The sequence below is a fragment of the Nonlabens sp. MB-3u-79 genome, assembly GCF_002831625.1.
In the GTDB taxonomy this organism is placed as follows: domain Bacteria; phylum Bacteroidota; class Bacteroidia; order Flavobacteriales; family Flavobacteriaceae; genus Nonlabens.
Genome location: NZ_CP025116.1, coordinates 2936461 through 2953986 on the forward strand (window position 1 = coordinate 2936461; position 17526 = coordinate 2953986).

Consider the following 17526-nt stretch of genomic DNA (forward strand, 5'->3'; position numbering starts at 1 on the left):
CCTATTTATTTTCTAAATAGGACAAGTGAGTTTTATCTTTATTTAATAAATATTAATTTAAAATAAAGATGTCTAAAATTACTTTCTTTTCAATTTGTCTCTGTTGTTTCTTTATAGGTTATGGCCAGCAAACACAGTACAATATAGGTTTTGAACCTACCGATAATGACGGGACTATTAACTATTGGTCCACATTTGAAAGCCCTAATCCAACTGCACGAATCATCGACAATCCTGATACTGATAACGGGACCGTTCCGGTTACCAAAGTATTAGAATTAGTAGTCAATCAAAACTCTGCTTGCTATGCTGGTGCTATCAATGTACATGGAGCTTTAGGAACTTGGCAACTGGACCCTAATGTAGCTTCTAACCTGACCTTATCCGTATCTATAAATAGTAGTATTCCTATTGGGAGAGTAGGCGTAAAAATGGTAAATGCGACTAATGGAACCCTATTTGAAATTTCTGATGCACAAGGTAATTACGTAGGTGCTAATCAATGGCAAACATTAACTTGGAACATTACAGCAGGGGCTAATAGTGGAGATAATATTAACGTAGATCAGATTGTGTTTTTTGCAGACTGGAGATGTGGCGGAGCCACACGACCATCAGATGTAACCTTATTGGTCGATAACATTTCATGGGGAGCTAACAGATTATCAAGTCCACCAGCACCATCCTGTACCAATGGAGTGCAAGATGGAAATGAAACTGGCGTAGATTGTGGTGGTTCTTGTCCTAATTCTTGTATTCCGGACCCAACCTCCTCAGCACCTCAGTTTTCTTCTACAGGAACCGATCTATATGTGTACAGTGATATCGTAGGACCTAGTGTGACTAATTTTATTTTCAATTCGTTTGGTGGTGCTGGTACCTATAATGAAATTGATTTAGAGTCCAATGGAAATATGTCTGGAAAATTATTTGAATTGGATTTCTTTGGATCGCAATGGGATCCAGTAGATGCCAGTGCATACACCTATGTTCATCTGGATTATTACGCTTTAGCAGCTACCACCAATTTTGAATTCTTTTTAATTGATGATTCGTTATCGGCATCCGTTTGTTGCGGTAATCCTGCAGAGCCTAAGTATTCCTTTGGGCCTAATGGTGATGAGCCGTTAGTCAATGGGCAGTGGAAGAGCGCCTTTATTCCTTTATCTCACTTTTCTAATTTCAATGGCGGTTGGGATGGAACCGATCTAAAACAAACTAAATTCACTGGTAATGGAACGGTTTATTTTGACAATATCTACTTCAGCACTTTCAATACTCTAAGCCTTGCGCAATTAGCTCCAAACAGCTTTAAAGCATATCCTAATCCTACTAGCGATTCTTGGGAATTAAATGGAGGAGACACACTTATTACTAAGGTAGAAATTTATGATGTTCTAGGTAAACAAATGCAGACTATAGATGCTCACTCTTCTACGGTTACGATTACTAGTGCTGGTTTAAAAGCTGGAGTTTACTTTGCAAAAGTTTCTACAAAACAAGGAAGCAGTACCTTGCGATTAGTAAAGAAATAAAGCTGCCCTAAAAAGCAAATTACTAAGCGCTTTATCAAGGCCCTCAATAACAGATACCACTCCGTTATTGAGGGCTTTTTTAATTAAAACAAAGCTGCTCTTATTTGAAGGATTTAGTCGTCGATAAAATCTTTGTATTCTCTGAAGAATGATTCTAGGCGATCCATATAGGTATAAAAAAACTCGTAAACTTCAGGCCAGTCGGTTTGCTTCTGTATTTTGACGCCTTCGTACATCACAAATACTCTCGAAATGGTCTTACCAGATTCCAATATATAATTCTCTTCAAAAATAAGTTCCTCACTCACCTCTTCCTTCATTATATTTTTAAGGCTTATTAGTTTTTCATAATAATAAGCTCTAAAAATAGTGTCATCATGAGTGATATCTATAGACACCAATGCCCGCCTATCTTCAAATGAAAATTTAAGGTTAATATCCTTCAGTTTTGTATCGTACAACAACCATTTGCGATCATATCGCTTTCCAAACATGGTCCAGAACTGTTGTCTTACATTTTTTGCTTCTTCTTTAGAGTACATGGGCCAAAAGTAAGAGGAAATTGCACCTAAAAATTAAAAACTCCGCAGAAAATACTACAGAGTTTTTATAATTCAAATCAAATACCACCAACTAAGCAAGGCTTTTTTTTATTCTTTAATGCCTTAATCTTTTGTAACTCTATTCTTTACATATTTCTCCAACCACATATCTTGTTCCCATAAGACGTGTAGAATAGATTCTTTTGCACGATAACCGTGACTTTCCTTAGGTAACATTACCAGTCTTGCCGTTGCTCCTAATCCTTTTAAGGCATTGAAATAACGCTCGCTTTGTAATGGATAAGTTCCTGAATTATTATCTGCTTGACCGTGTATAAGAAGTAAAGGTTCATCTACCTTTTCTGCATTCATGAATGGAGACATGCTGTTATAAACCTCTGGAGCATCCCAATAACTGCGTTCTTCACTTTGAAAACCAAATGGTGTTAAGGTTCTATTGTAAGCGCCTGATCTCGCAATACCGGCTGCAAAAAGGTCTGAATGTGCCAGTAAATTTGCAGTCATAAAAGCGCCATAGCTATGACCTCCTACTGCTACTCTATTTCTATCTATATATCCTAATTCATCCACAGCGTCAATCGCTGCTTTTCCGTTTGCTACCAGCTGTTTTATAAAAGTATCGTTAGGCTGTTCATCTCCTTCTCCAACAATAGGAAATGCGGCATCATCTAAGACTACATAACCTTTCATCACCCAGTACACAAAACTTCCATAACTAGGATAAATAAACTCATTAGGGTTTTGGGTGTTTTGTGCAGCACTGGCTTTGTCCTTAAATTCTCGAGGATAAGCCCAAAGAAGCATAGGTAACTTTTCCTTTTTACTTTTATCGTAATTAGGAGGTAAATACATAGTAGCGCTCAACTCCAAACCATCATCTCTTTTGTAGGTAATCAATTCTTTATGAACATTTTGCAACCCCTCAAATGGGTTTTCAAAAAACGTTATTTGTTTTAAATCATTTTTGCGATCTATATCCCTGATGTAATAATTAGGATAAGTAGTAGGCGATTCTATACGAACTAAAATCTCTCCTTTATCCATGTCTATAGCCTCCATCAAGTTCTCCTTTTTATCTGTATAAGAAGATTCATAAAGCCTTTTTGTTTTCTTTGACTTCAAATCCATTTGATCTATAAATGGAAACTGTCCCCTATCAGAATATCCCTGCCCAATAAGAAAGGCTTTATTCCCGTGTAACTTTAAAACATTTTGATCCCATTTATTTTTTGTGGTTACAAAGTTGCCCGGGTCAGAATACACATCTTGATAGTTGCGATCACTTATAATCACTGGCTGTTCATTAGCGTCACTCGGGTCAAAAACATAGGTGCGCTGGTTACGGGTGTTCCACCAGTAATCATAAGCTATGGCTGTATCTTCATCCCCATAAGTCACACCGCCAAAACGGTCTATAGTCTTCAACAACTCTGTAGCAGTTCCTTTTTTAAACGGTGCTTCCCAAGAATAGAGTGCATCGCGATAAGCTACTTCATTTGCAGGATCTCCACCATCTAGTGCCATAACATAGTGCAAGCTATGTGGTCGGTCAGATCGCCAGGAAAGCTCACGTATTCCCTCACGCTCCGACATAAATCCTTTAGGCATCTCTTCTATAAGTGGAACGTCATTAACTTGTGCTACTAGCTTTGCACTGCTGTCATATACATCGATCTGTTTTGGGAACCTGCCATAAGTTACAATATAAGAAAACGGCTTTTTAAGCTGAGTCACTAATACATGAGAACCATCTGGGGAAAAAGAAACTCCACTGTACATCGCACTAGGTAAAAAGGCACTCATAGAACCATCTAGTTGCACTTGCACCAACTTACTTAAGGCCAACTGTTCAAAATTATGCTCGTCAGAGGGGTTTTTAAGAAGGTCTTGATAGGTTCTATTCTGAGCTTTTGAACCATCGCTAGTGGAAATAGTGGGTCCAGAAGGTATTTCTATACTGGTATCTATCAATGCCTTCTTATTATCAGCTAGCATTTTTACCAACAATGATTTTCCATCCTTAAACCAACGTATTGGGTTTCCCATATTGGCATTTACGGTAGCGCTAGTTAGTTTTGTTGCACTAGCTTTTTCAATATCGAGAATCCATACTTCCGTACCACTTTTGGCCGTATGGGTCATGGCCATCATGGACTGGTCAGGAGACCAGTTGACATTAGATAGTTTCGGTTGATCTGGCAAACCAGTGACAAAGGTTAGATCCTCACTGCCTACTTTTTGAACGGCAACTTTATCATAAAAGGTCACACGACTACCTATCTGAGTAGCTGGATTGATGCGCAGGCCTCCCAGTCTCATTTCTTTTTCTGAAAGCTGTTCGATAGACTTATAGGTATCTCTGTAGAGCAATACCATATTTTGAGCACCGTCATCTATAAGTGTTGCTGGTGGTCTATCATAATCCACCAATGCCATTATTTCTTCAGACGGCTGCTGGTAGTTTAATTTTTCCTGAGATGTCGCTTTAGTGAAAATGAAAACGGCGCATATAAAAAAGTAGAAGTAGGTTTTTTTCATGATAGTAAGCTTTTGATTATAAATATAAGGATTACAATTTAATGAATTTTCACCATAGAACACAGGCTCCTAAAAATTGGAGCATTCTGAAGTGCCTCCTTAAAAATATAATTGAGTAATCCTTATTCATTATTTTAGATTCCCACTACCTTTGTATTATGTTTAAAAATGATACTATTGTTGCATTAGCAACTCCTGCTGGCTCTGGCGCTATAGCCGTGATTAGAATCTCTGGTTCCAATGCGCATCGTATTGCAGGAGCTATTTTTGTTCCCGCTTTCGCGAAAGCGGAATCAAAATCATTACAGGAAACCTATAATAAATTAGGAGCAAATACGGTCACTCTCGGACACATCTACAATGGCGACCGAGTAATAGATCAAGTATTATTGACCAAATTTGTCTCGCCAAAATCATACACTGGCGAGCATGTGGTAGAAATATCCTGTCACGGTTCCATATATATACAACAAGAAGTCATTGCGATTTGCTTAAAGAATGGCGCACGCATGGCACAAGCTGGAGAGTTTACATTACAGGCCTTTTTAAACGCAAAAATGGACCTTTCACAAGCAGAAGCCGTAGCCGATTTAATCGCTAGTGAAAGCGAGACAGCACACCAGATTGCCCTACAGCAAATGCGAGGTGGTTTTTCTGGTGAGTTGAAAGACTTGAGAACACAATTACTCAATTTTGCTAGCTTGATAGAGTTAGAGCTGGACTTTAGTGAGGAAGACGTAGCTTTTGCCAACCGTGATGAACTCAGAACCTTATTGAATAACAGTCAGCAAACCTTGAGAAAACTCATCGACTCCTTTGCTTTAGGAAATGTATTAAAAACAGGTATTCCAGTCGCTATAGTCGGCGAGCCTAACGTAGGAAAATCAACTTTATTGAATGCATTACTCAATGAAGAAAAAGCTATTGTAAGCGAGATTGCGGGAACCACACGTGATTCTATTGAAGATGAAATCAATATAGAAGGAGTGCGCTTTAGACTTATTGATACGGCAGGATTGCGAGAAACTACAGATACTATAGAAGGTATGGGCATACAGCGTTCTTATGCAAAGGCTGAACAGTCCAGACTGATTTTATACCTACTAGACGCTACCCAACTCAATACCCCTCCTAGCATTATTCATTGCTTGATGCGCATACAAATCATGCGCGAGAAATTCCCTGATAAACCTCTGGTAGTTGTTTTAAACAAGATCGATCAGATATCTGGACTCGAACATGCTGAAATTACCAAACAAATTCAAAAGAAATCACCAGATACCATTCTGATTTCGCTCAGTGCCAAATCGCACGCTGGTGTAGAAGAATTAAAAACGGCTCTGGTACAAAGTTTTAATAGCGGCGCCCTTTCTCAAGATGATTCTATAGTGAGTAATGCCAGACATTACGATGCATTACAAATGGCCTATAGCTCTTTGCTAGAAGTACAAACAGGAATAGAAAATGATATCTCAAGTGAGTTTCTAGCCATAGACATACGCGCTACGGCAGAGTCTTTAGGTATTATTACGGGTGAAATCACAAATGATGAACTGTTGGGTAATATTTTTAGTCAGTTTTGTATAGGAAAGTAACTACTACAAAGTAAAAAAGTAAAGAACCTCAACAAACTACTACAAACACTATTATTACAATCATTTAAGACATAACAAAGATAACCTTTACTTTGTGTTATTGTCATTCTATTATGTTTCTATTTGTACCTTTGCTGTACCTCACTATGATTATTGAGTTTACTTGTACCTCTAATCATATTGTTTGGCACACTTTGGCACACATAGACACACACAGGCACGCTGTGTCACATAATAATGATTAATGAGTAGTAATATAGAAGTTCAACGTATTTGCATACACTGTAACGATGAGTTCACAGCAAAAACAACTGTTACTAAGTACTGCTCTTTAAAGTGTAGTCAAAAAGCTTATAAGGTCAGAAAGCGTTTAGAGAAAATTAAAGGCTCAAACCAATTAACAGCAAGTAAGAAGCTACAACCTTTTGAAGAACTTAAACAAAAAGAGTTCCTTAATATAAATGAAGTAGGATTGTTGTTAGGAATTAGTAGAAGAACCGTTTACAGGATGTTTGATACTGAGCAGATCACTAAATACAAAATAGGTTCACGATCATTTATCAAAAGAACTGAGATAGATGGAATATTTACAAAACCTCAGCAGAATAAAAAGCTAGCAGCGGTAACTGAATATGATGTTTCCGAATGTTATACCATTAATGAAGTAGTAAATAAGTTTAGTATTTCAAACGGTGCGCTATACAATATCTTAAAGAGAAATGCGGTACCCAAAAAGCAAATAGGAAAGTACGTTTACGTACCTAAAGCGTTGATAAACAATATACTTAACTAAATAGTGATAAGTGAGTAAGAAAAATTAAAAAACAGAATGCTATGGCTATAAAAGTACATTTAAGAACTAAGGAAATAAGCAAAGGACGTTTAAGCCTTTACCTAGATTTTTATCCAGCAATAGAGAATCCGAAAACAGGAAAACTCACACGCAGGGAGTTTTTAAATATGTACTTGTATAATGATAAAGCTGAGGTAAAGAAACAGATAAAAGAAAAAAAAGCAAATGGCAAAAGCATTGATAAAGTTGAGATGCTTTATAAGGAATTAGCACCATTGAATCCAGCTCAAAAGGAACACAATAAAGAAACTCAAAGCATAGCGGAAAGCATCCAGCAGAAACGTCAAAACTTTTTAGATAAGCCTGAAATTTACAGCGAATACGAAAAACAACAGCTTGAAATTAAAAAGAAAGGCGCACTTTGTTTTGTGAAATATTTTAAAACGCTAGCAAATAAGAGAGAAAAAAGTAATCATGGCAATTGGGTTTCCGCTCTTAAATATTTAGAAGACTATACAGGCGGTACATTAAAGTTTGAACACTTAACAGAAAAGAAGCTAAACGATTTTAAAGATTATTTACTGACAACTAAAAGTAATAAAAGCGATAAGGTTCTACTCGCAAATAATTCAGCAGTATCATACTTCAATAAATTAAAAGCAGCAGTTAAACAGTCTTTTCAAGATGGCATAATTTCTTATGACCTCAACGCTAGAATAAAACCAATTAAAGCATTAGAAACAAGACGGCAAGTCCTTACTATACAAGAACTTAATAAGCTTGTAAATACTAACTGCAACAATCCATTATTAAAACGTGCAGCTATTTTTTCAGCACTTACTGGATTGAGGTTCGTTGACATAAGCAAAATGAAATGGAGTGAACTTGAATACATTAGTGATAAGGGTTATGTACTAAACTTCGATCAGCAAAAGACAAAAGGCGTTGAGGTATTACCGATTTCAGAACAGGCTTACAGTTTGACGAATGGAGCGGACAACCCAAACGAAATGCCACAAGATCAAAAGGTATTTAATGAGTTAAAATATTCCGCTTATCAAAATAAACATTTGTATCAATGGATAGGAGCAGCTGGAATAACTAAAGAGATTACATTCCATTGTTTTAGACATACCTACGCTACACTACAATTACATAACGGTACAGACATTTATACTGTATCTAAGATGTTAGGACATAAAGACCTTAAAACTACTCAGATTTACGCAAAGATTGTAGATGAAGCAAAGCGAGAAGCAACTAATAAAATAAAACTAGACCTGTAATATGGATTTAATAGACCAGTACAAAGCATGCTCTATCAACTTTGATAAAATATCAGTAAAGACAAGAATGCCATTAAAACAACTTGAAAAAAAAATTCATAAGGCTTTAAGTAGAAGATTAGCAAATAAACTTAGAGTTGACGCCTTAAGTAAATATGATCTGAATATGAGTACTTCATTAGTACAAGATATTATAGTTGGTATTTTTAAAACAGTTGAATTTGCTCAAAAAAATAATATTTCTAGTTGTGAGAAACAGCACAAGGAATTGATCGTTGGAATTAAAAATTTAAACAAATATATTGACAGGTTAGTAACTATTAGCAATACAAATATTGGGGACACGGTAGACATATCAAATGCTTTAATTGATACGATACACGCTATTTTTACTAAGCTTGACCATTATGGTATTGATTTAAAATCAAGTCCTTTAAACTTTTATTTTAATAATATTATTGAACGATTAAAGGAAATTACAAGCCCTGAAAATCTGGCGAGGGCTTCTGCTATGAATAAGTTAAAAGAGGATTCTAAGTTAGTTACAATTACTACGGATGATAATATCAATCATCAAAAACTTAAAATTAATCAAATAGCTTTAAAGTACGTTTACGAGGGAAGTACTATTAATACTGATAATATGGACGAAATAGCTAGAGAGTACGGTCATAACTCAGGCGCAAAACTCTATCAGCAATATAACTACTACAACAGTACCGCAAATAGAAAAGGAGAACCTAAAAATAGTACTAAGAAAAAACTTAAAAACAAAATCAATTTAATCGACAGTATTATAAAATTAGTTGATAAAGAATATCATAGAAAAATACTAGATGAATGTTTAGTATTAGAAAATATATTAAAAAGCATGGATTAAATAATTGCATCTAGTTTTTACTAAACTTTTAACTACCTGTATTCTAATATTTTAAAAAAAAGCAACTAGTTAGAACCAGTAGACCATCATTAAGGAGTTGAATCTTTGTAACCGTTATAAATAAATTAATAGTTACATTATGAACAATCCATTTTCAGAAATCGCAGCAAGGCTTAGTACAATTGAAACCTTGATCTTAGATTTAAAGCACCCACCTAAAAAAACCGAAAGTGAACCAGCTGAGCAACTTTTTACAGTGCAGCAAGCGGCAGTTTTTTTAAACCTATCAGTACCCACTATTTACAGTAAAGTTAGTCGGTCTGAACTACCTGTTATGAAACGAGGTAAAAGGCTCTATTTCTCAAACTTAGAGTTAATGAAGTACATTAAAGGAGGTCGTAAATTATCCAATGCTGAAATAGAGCAGCAAGCCGATGCCTATTTATCTAAAAAATAAAAGGGTTGAACGATGAATAACCAAGCGAACAACCATAAAAATGTAGATGTTAAAGATAGTAATTATAAGAATCAGCTTAAAATTATATTTAGGTATTTACAAGACAATATAGCAACAGCTTCAATGATAGCGGATGCAACAGGTATACCACATAAGAATATTTGTAGGTATAAACGAGATTTAGAGAAAGCTGGGAGACTTTGGGAGATGGTAGAAAAGCAATGTAAAATAACAGGTTTTCTAGCATGGTACTTAACTACAAACCCAAATAATGCTCCATTAAATAATCAACTTGAACTTTTCTAAACGATGGAGACAAAGGAATTATATCCAAGGTTTGAGGACTTAAAATCAATGAACAATGAAAGGCTAATAACAAAAAAAGAAAAACAGATCTTATCATTCTTTTTAAATTCATTATGCTACCTCACAACTTATTCTATAAAAGAAATTATAGATTATGTTTGATAATCTACCATTTAAAACTAACGATAAGGAAACGATAGAGAACTTTTTAAAAAGTGGCGTTCTTAAACCAATTTCTGAGAGCGTTAACTATACAGTTAATGGTGAACAGTACACTAGTAAACGAGTTTATAAATATTTAAACCTAACAGTTACTATTACGTATTTGTCAATGAACACTTATAAAGAATTGATTTGTAGGGGTTCTTTTCATTATCTTAAAAATAACGGCAAACACAATGCAGATAGTTTAGATTTTGAGGACGTTACAAGCGTTCTAAGAAACTTTACTAGGGTATTCAACGTAGATTTAAAGCATCTACATCTTTGCCCCTACGAGATAGGAGTAAATTTAGATTGTTACCCTTTTAACGTCACAAAAATAGTGCAATACACTTTAAATATAGAGCGTAAATGTTTTGGGTATAATCCAACTCATGTAGTAACTTCTAAAATTTCAGGTAAGCCAAGTAATGATTATAGATTAAAAGTTTACAGTAAGTCTCATGATTTACCGAATTATAGTGAACCAAATAATTTACGGATGGAATTACAGTTTAAGAAAATGAGGTATTCAGAAGGAAAAGGAATTATGACCTTAGCAGATTTATTAATAATAGATAATTGGAAAATACTAAAGGAAAAGTATTTTGAAAAATTTAATCTCATAGCAATTTATGATTATACTATTAACGAGAAAAAAGTACCAAAATCAAAAAGGCATTTATTAAACTATTCAAACGATAATGCGTGGAGAGATTTGGTAGAAAAATGTAAAAATAAAGAGGAATACTATAGTAAATATAATGATGTTTTAAGCGACCTAAATAACCTATCCAAGTTATACGGTTCTAAAATTAAAGATGAATTGATTGTCAAAGCCGAACAACGTTGGGAAAATTTCTTCAATTACAATTTAAAAACCGAAGTATGCACCACTTTTAAAACCTAAGCATGCACCATGTATAGAGTGCGCTACTTTATCTCAATCAAGAATTTTAAATTAACTAGGGTTGATATTCGTACACAATGATTATCTAGTAAATATGATTATGAGAATGGATTAAATTTGGAAAGTAAGTTGTTATTAGATAACAAGTTGACCTAATTCATTTAGATAAGAAGTCTGATTTTAATAAGTAATTGTACTAATTGCTAACAAATTAAATGTCTTGTCCTTAATTGTAGTAAGTGGTTTGGATAGCTTTATTGTGTTTACTTAAACATTTAAACTAGTTGATGATTTTTATAAGGTGCTAAGTTCTAATATGTAAAAACCTAAAACTTTTGAGAATTATAATCTTAAGGTTGAGGTGTAGGGGTACCTCATAATCGTTTTACCTCTGAAATATTATGATTGACTAACTATACTAAGCACTAAGGAATAAATAAGTATAAAATTTGAGAGCTTGATTTGTACAATCTTCACTAATCTTTTTGCTCAGTACCGAATTCATAAATCTTAGTATCAATAATTTTTAAACCTTTTTCATCAAAAAACCACCAAGTACCGTGTTTAATCCATTCCGAATTATCACTATCAAAATATAAACCTCCTTTTGCAAATATCGTTTTATCATCTCTAAATTTCACTGTTAAACCTAAATACATCATTAAATTATCAAGATTGCCATCCTCATTAAAATACTTCCAAGAACCATCCTTATTGCCATTTGTAAAACTACCTGAGCTTTGTATATTACCATTTTTATAGTAACTTTTGTAATCTCTAATTTTTCTATTCAAAGAATCCTTCGTAAATATAATTTTCAACTCCCCTGAGTCTGAGTAAACAAAAAGCTTTCTTTCACCGTTATCTAAGTTTATCTCTTTTAATTGTATGATACCATTTTCATAGATATTATTTTCATATCCAATCATATCAGTATCTGCTCCTATAAATTCTTGCTCCATTGCCCCTCCTTCTTCAATAAATGATCTGTGATAAGTCTGAACACCCATATCAAATTTAATTGTAGCGACTAACTTTCCACTTTCATTCCAATACCTTTGCACACCATTGCGCAATCCAAGGTGATAATTAGCATTGAGTGCTAAATTCCCATTTGGAAAATACCATAAGCCGTTACCATGAATAAGCTTTCCATTAGCTTTTCCCTTGCTTTTATTAACCCCATCCACATCTGACCACCAGTAATATTCAAAATTTTGTTTAAATTCTATACTTGGACATATCTCACATACGTTTAAGTGAGATTCCGCATCATTATAGAGACCCTCGGTTCCCGATTCGATTCTGTAAATTACTGCCTCTGTCACAATTTCTTGTGCTGAACAAATACTGAGACTGAATAGAAATAATAACAAGATTTTTTTCATCGTGATTTACGTTTCGTTATTTAAAAGAAGTTGAAAAGATATGAATTATCTATTGCGGATTTCAATTACAGTATCTGGCTCTCTGTAATTACCTCGTTTGATAAACTTAGAACATCCACCTGCTACACCTCCAGTATCAGCCATAGTAACCGTATAATTCAATTTTATAACTGATTTTACTTCATAAAAAAACAAAGCAAGAAATTCATCTGAACACAAACCATTGCCTTAGCGCCTACTTGCGCTATTTTTTACAGCCATTGTTGTGCTTAGTTTGTTATTGTAAATTGATTATAATATCTATATTCAGGATTAAATTTAGTATCAAACTTTTCTGTTGACATAGATAAATATGAAATAAATTCAAATAAAGAAATTATTGTAGGGATAAGTAAAAAAGAAAATATAAGATATAAAATACCTTGACCTATTTTTCCCAAATAAAATTTATGAATTCCTAAACTTCCTAATATTGGAAACGCTAATAATGTTGCTGTCCTTTTAGATTTCTTTTTTCGTCTGGCTAACTCAATATTTCTATTGATAAATATTTTAGTGTCATTATTAAATTTATTCATCAAATCAACAAATTCTTTTCTCTTATCTTCTAAATAGTCAATACTCTTATCTTTAAAGTCATCATCAATTAAAGAGCTACCGTGGTCAAATTTATTGTTGTATTGTTTAATTAGTTCCTTAAGGTCAGTTAATTGGTTTAAAGTTTCATTACCATTAAAAGAAATGATAGAAAGCATTAGGTCAGTTAACTCTATCAATCTTGATGCATTTGCTTTATTTGTTGAAACAAATTTTATTTTTTGTACTTCTTTAATTGCTTTTACAATTGAACTGTCGGAAGGTTTAACCCTGCTTGAATAATCACTAACTCCTCGAATTGTATAAGAATTTGCTCCTTTTAAAATTGAGTTTGCTCCAGCTCGTCCAAATTCTCTACCAAACTGCCTAGATGCTCCACTAACGATGTCATTAAGAATATTCATAATATTTTATTTATGTTTTTTATTATTATCTTTTTCAATTTCTCTAGCTTTTGATAAAGCACTTGCAACTAGACCTGCTGGAATAGTGACAATTCCAACTCCAATTAATAGAATGAAAAAAGTAAATATTTTACCTCCTACTGTAATTGGATAAACATCTCCATAGCCCACAGTTGTTAATGTTACAACTGCCCACCAACCACTATGTATAACAGAAGTGAAAATATCAGGTTGAGCCTCATTTTCAAAAAAGTAAATTCCTGCTGACGCTAGAAAAATAAAAATAGAAGTAATAATTAAAAAAAGAATTATTTCTTCCTTGACAATTTTAGCTGCAATATGAAATCTGTTTAGGGCTTTATTATATCTAATTAGTTTCAAAGCTCTGAATATTCTGAATATCCTGAATGCTCTTAATGCTCTTAGGTCGTATGCTCCTCTAAGATAGAATGGGAAAATTGACAAGAAATCGATAATTCCGTAAAAGCTAAAAATATATTTAAAAGGCTTTTTTGCAACAAAAATTCTCATTAGATATTCTATTGAAAATATTATAATACAAATTAATTCAAACCAATTTAAAAAATTATCAGTTTTTACTGAATTATTAGGTAAAGTTTCAATCGTAAAGGCAATAAGTGACAAGAGAATTAAAACTTGAATAAAATAGTCAAATACTTTCCCTTTTGGGGATGTATTATCTTCAATAATAATTCGTAATTTTTCTTTCATTTTTGGTTTTCGTAAATTAAGAACAACGTGTTTGTTTATTATTAGTGGCGGTATAGCTTGTTACAAGGTTGAAAGATAATTAAACTGTATCGACTTTGATTACGGCAAACCGTAGCCATTAATTATACACGGTGTTACCTACAGATTTTTTTCCAAGAATACTTTTCAATTATTTCTTCTGCTTTTTTATTTGAAAATTCTAATCCCCATAATTTACTCGTAGATTTTATTAAGTCGGACAAAAAGAAACAACAATAATAAAGTGACATAAATAATAATCCATCTGTCAATTCATTAGCATTCTTTTCATCATTAATATTTTTAAATGCTAATATTTTAAGTGCTGTTGGAGAGGAATGAGTACTAGTAGACATTAGTTTATAATAAGATTTAAATTCCTCCAATTCGATTCCTCTTTTTTCAATAATCTCAAATTGAGTAAGCAAAGAACTTTTCTTACCTTTTAGTATCATTTTTTGTTGATTCTTATCAAGAGATTTAAATACTTTGTTGTTCTCAATTGCTAATTTCAATTCTACTTTTTGGTCGTTTAAAAACTTTATAGTTTCTTCATTAAAGAACAAGTTCGTGCCAATTAACTCTAAAGATAAAGTGTCGTGGTAATCAAATAAGAAAAACTTTAAATCTGTTTCTTCTTTTGAAGTGTTATCAACGATTAAGTACCAATGATTATTTGCTTGTTCAATTATATTTCTAATTAATGATAAAGTCGAATGAAAATCTAAATAACCATCTTTGAATTTATCAAGATTACTTTCAGGAATTAGTTTTAAAAGAGAAAAACAATTGTCAATAATTTTAGCAAGTAAATGAGTAGATTTTGTTTTGATAATATCATCTACGTTTAAGCCATTAAATTTTCGAGATAAATTATACCCTATTTCGTTTAGCATTTGAAAATCTTCTAAATATTCAAATCCTATTTTTTTTCCAGATGATGTCATTTTTATAAATTGTAGGTAACGTTGATGTATATGACTCGTAGCTTGCAAAATAGCGATTACTTTTAAGCTTCATCCAAGCTAAACTCGGACGAACTATGTTTATTTATCAACTTGCATTAATTGTATAGCCCTCTAAGTAATATTTACGATTCTCAACGATTTTAGAAGACAATTTTGCAGGAAATCAGTGTTTCTTTTAGATCTTGTTTTTGAATTTGCGACAAGTTGTTTCCTCTCAATTTTAAGTATCTTAAACTAGACATATTTTTTAAAATAGAAATGTCTGGTATATTACAATGGGCAAGATCCAATGATCTTAATTGTTTCAAACTTAAAAGTGGCTGCAAAATATTTATATTATTATTTTTTAAACTTAAAGATTCTAGTCGTGATAGGCTTTTTAAGGTTTCGATGTCTTCAATATTATTGTCATCTAAAATTAAGCGATTTAAGTTAATTAAATTCCCAATAGGCTTTATGTCAGAAATTTTAGATAACTCTATTCTAAGGAAATTCAATTCAATTAAATCTGATATTGGATTTAAATCATTCAATTGAGTTTGTATTAAACTCAGTCTTTTAAGACCTGTAAGTTTTTTCAATGGATGGATATTAGAAGGGTAAGATTCCCAGCCAATCCAAGTCAACTCCTCCAATTCTGATAATCGCATAAGCGGTGATAGGTCTTCTGTAACCCTGCTAACTATAGATAGCTTTTTGATATTACTTACGGATAAGAGGTCATTTTTATTTGGTGCAGCTAATTTATCTTTATTTATTGCTTGACTTAAAATGACCTTCCATTCCTCTTCTAATGAATTATACCAATCTATGTCAACTTCATCATATTTATAAAAAACTCGTTTTTTTCTAACTGCTTCTGGGGATTCGACAAATGATCGATTAGCAGTTGTTGAATTTTGTGAAGCAATAGTCTTATTTGAATAATTTGTATTTGAAGTCTTGTGTTCAACCGAAGTCTTTTTGATCGGTCTTGGCGATGGAGTTTCATCTTTTGGTTTAATTACCTTCTTTTTTTTAAAAAAAGACGTCGGATCTATAATTGCTAAACCTATTATTATAAAAAAGACTACTAAAAGCGTTAATACATTTGACAAACCTTCAAAAAATGAAACAGGTTCTTTTAATAACATTATTACCGCAAAGAATATAATACCCAAAACACCTACAAACGAAGCGCATCCAACTTGATCCTTATAATTCCTCATTTAATTAGATAGGTTTTAATAATTGTTGCTAAGTGTTTCTTACCGAAAAGCTTTAATAATTGATTCTTATTTAAACGAAAATAACTATTTTTTTTTTAATCTATTAAGCTTACATTTTTCTTAATTGTATCATGAAATGTACCTTATTTGTACCCTTAAACCATAAAGTGCTATTAGTCAACATTAGTTACTTTTTGTATAGGGAAGTAACAGATTCTAAAGCAGTTTGTTTTCAGTTTGGTGATGCCTTTTATTAAAAATACTCACCTATACTTTAACACTGACTCCGCTATTTCATATACACGCTGTTATGTGCTGGTTTTAATACAGCATATGTTTCTTATTCAATTTTTTCCAACCTGCTTGATTTTCATAATCAACAAAATATATTTTCAAATCTGCTTGGTTCACATATTTAACAAAGAAAATTTTCTTTTGCGCTTGATTTGCATAGTCTGTAAAAAACCACTTTCCATCATTGTCTCCTGCTTGGTTGTCGTATTTTACTTTGAACACTTTTAAATCTGCCTGATTTTCATACTCGATTACAAAAACTTTTACGTCTGCTTGGTTTTGGTATTCAACAGAGACAACTTTTTGTGCAAATGAGTAGCTTGAAAAAGCTAGTACTATCAGTAATATTAAAGTATGTTTCATGTTAATTGGCTGAGTTCAAACCATAAGTGCAACAACTTTATTGTTTAGGACTTCAATTGGGTTATTGTAATTAAATTTTCTAATAGGTCTGTAATTTAGTAATCTTTCAACTTCCTTTATTCTTTTGGTTGACACAACTCTAAGATCTGTTTTCTTAGGAAAAAACCTTCTAATATCGCCTATTCTGTTTTCTACGACCCCTTTGTATGAGAGGTATATAGTCTTGTAAAACAAGTATTTACATTTAAATAATTTGCGGTTTTTTGATGGTAGGCAAATTCTTTTCCCTTATCAAATGTGATGGTCTTGATCCATGATCTGTTAAAGTTGGTAAGTCTCTGGTTCCTTTTTTTATATACTTCATCTGCATTTTTTGGTTTTGCCCATCTAAAACTTTTTAAGATGAGTAAATATAGAAAATTAGCGCAGGCGTATCGTCTTTAGATGAAGCTATGTTATGACGATATGTAAAATATCAAGAACATCATGA

The 17526-nt window shown here is 32.8% G+C and carries 16 protein-coding genes; 8 read left to right on the top strand and 8 right to left on the bottom strand.

Translation table 11 applies throughout. The annotated features are described in order from the left end of the window. Positions 1-68: 68 nt before the first annotated feature. A complete protein-coding gene (locus CW736_RS12980; protein ID WP_101014779.1) occupies positions 69-1535 on the top strand; it encodes a T9SS type A sorting domain-containing protein in 1467 nt (488 codons plus the stop codon). Between the two features lie 113 nt (positions 1536-1648). Here CW736_RS12980 and CW736_RS12985 read toward each other — a convergent pair whose 3' ends face one another. Together CW736_RS12985 and CW736_RS12990 are read right to left on the bottom strand one after the other, a co-directional pair. Then, positions 1649-2077 carry a DUF4268 domain-containing protein gene (locus tag CW736_RS12985; RefSeq protein ID WP_101014780.1) on the bottom strand — a complete coding sequence of 143 codons (429 nt, stop codon included), beginning with the start codon at positions 2075-2077 and terminating at the stop codon, positions 1649-1651. A 123-nt stretch (positions 2078-2200) separates the two neighbouring features. Then, entirely contained in the window at positions 2201-4636 is a 2436-nt protein-coding gene (locus CW736_RS12990; RefSeq protein WP_101014781.1) for an alpha/beta hydrolase family protein, read from the bottom strand. 158 nt (positions 4637-4794) lie between these two features. Between CW736_RS12990 and mnmE the strand changes: the two genes are divergently transcribed. From mnmE to CW736_RS13025, 7 genes are all read left to right on the top strand, one after another. Then, positions 4795-6231 carry a tRNA uridine-5-carboxymethylaminomethyl(34) synthesis GTPase MnmE gene (gene mnmE, locus CW736_RS12995; protein WP_101014782.1) on the top strand — a complete coding sequence of 479 codons (1437 nt, stop codon included), beginning with the start codon at positions 4795-4797 and terminating at the stop codon, positions 6229-6231. 244 nt (positions 6232-6475) lie between these two features. Further along, positions 6476-7024 (top strand): helix-turn-helix domain-containing protein, encoded by a 549-nt coding sequence (locus CW736_RS13000; protein ID WP_101014783.1) that lies wholly within the window; start codon positions 6476-6478, stop codon positions 7022-7024. Between the two features lie 41 nt (positions 7025-7065). After that, on the top strand, positions 7066-8310 hold the full coding sequence (locus CW736_RS13005; RefSeq protein ID WP_101014784.1) for a tyrosine-type recombinase/integrase: 1245 nt from the start codon (positions 7066-7068) through the stop codon (positions 8308-8310). A 1-nt stretch (position 8311) separates the two neighbouring features. Next, the gene (locus CW736_RS13010) at positions 8312-9190 is read left to right on the top strand and encodes a hypothetical protein (RefSeq protein ID WP_157810969.1); all 879 of its coding nucleotides are present in this window, start codon (positions 8312-8314) and stop codon (positions 9188-9190) included. Between the two features lie 139 nt (positions 9191-9329). After that, a complete protein-coding gene (locus CW736_RS13015) occupies positions 9330-9647 on the top strand; it encodes a helix-turn-helix domain-containing protein (protein WP_101014786.1) in 318 nt (105 codons plus the stop codon). A gap of 12 nt (positions 9648-9659) precedes the next feature. Next, positions 9660-9953 carry a hypothetical protein gene (locus tag CW736_RS13020; RefSeq protein WP_101014787.1) on the top strand — a complete coding sequence of 98 codons (294 nt, stop codon included), beginning with the start codon at positions 9660-9662 and terminating at the stop codon, positions 9951-9953. Between the two features lie 154 nt (positions 9954-10107). Beyond that, complete coding sequence (locus CW736_RS13025) at positions 10108-11064, top strand: hypothetical protein (protein ID WP_101014788.1); 957 nt, start codon at positions 10108-10110, stop codon at positions 11062-11064. A 476-nt stretch (positions 11065-11540) separates the two neighbouring features. On the opposite strand, the gene CW736_RS13030 is transcribed toward CW736_RS13025, so the two are convergent. The 6 genes from CW736_RS13030 to CW736_RS13055 form a co-directional block, all read right to left on the bottom strand. After that, positions 11541-12452: a hypothetical protein gene (locus CW736_RS13030; protein WP_101014789.1), complete on the bottom strand. Its 912-nt coding sequence runs from the start codon at positions 12450-12452 to the stop codon at positions 11541-11543. A gap of 269 nt (positions 12453-12721) precedes the next feature. After that, complete coding sequence (locus tag CW736_RS14305) at positions 12722-13453, bottom strand: TM2 domain-containing protein (protein WP_232735365.1); 732 nt, start codon at positions 13451-13453, stop codon at positions 12722-12724. Between the two features lie 6 nt (positions 13454-13459). After that, positions 13460-14185, bottom strand: a complete 726-nt coding sequence (locus CW736_RS13040; protein WP_101014790.1) for an ion transporter — start codon at positions 14183-14185, stop codon at positions 13460-13462. Between the two features lie 134 nt (positions 14186-14319). Further along, positions 14320-15150 (bottom strand): DUF5677 domain-containing protein, encoded by an 831-nt coding sequence (locus CW736_RS13045; protein WP_101014791.1) that lies wholly within the window; start codon positions 15148-15150, stop codon positions 14320-14322. A 161-nt stretch (positions 15151-15311) separates the two neighbouring features. Beyond that, positions 15312-16379 carry a leucine-rich repeat domain-containing protein gene (locus CW736_RS13050; protein ID WP_101014792.1) on the bottom strand — a complete coding sequence of 356 codons (1068 nt, stop codon included), beginning with the start codon at positions 16377-16379 and terminating at the stop codon, positions 15312-15314. 321 nt (positions 16380-16700) lie between these two features. Next, positions 16701-17036: a DUF6150 family protein gene (locus CW736_RS13055; RefSeq protein WP_101014793.1), complete on the bottom strand. Its 336-nt coding sequence runs from the start codon at positions 17034-17036 to the stop codon at positions 16701-16703. Between the last annotated feature and the right edge of the window lie 490 nt (positions 17037-17526).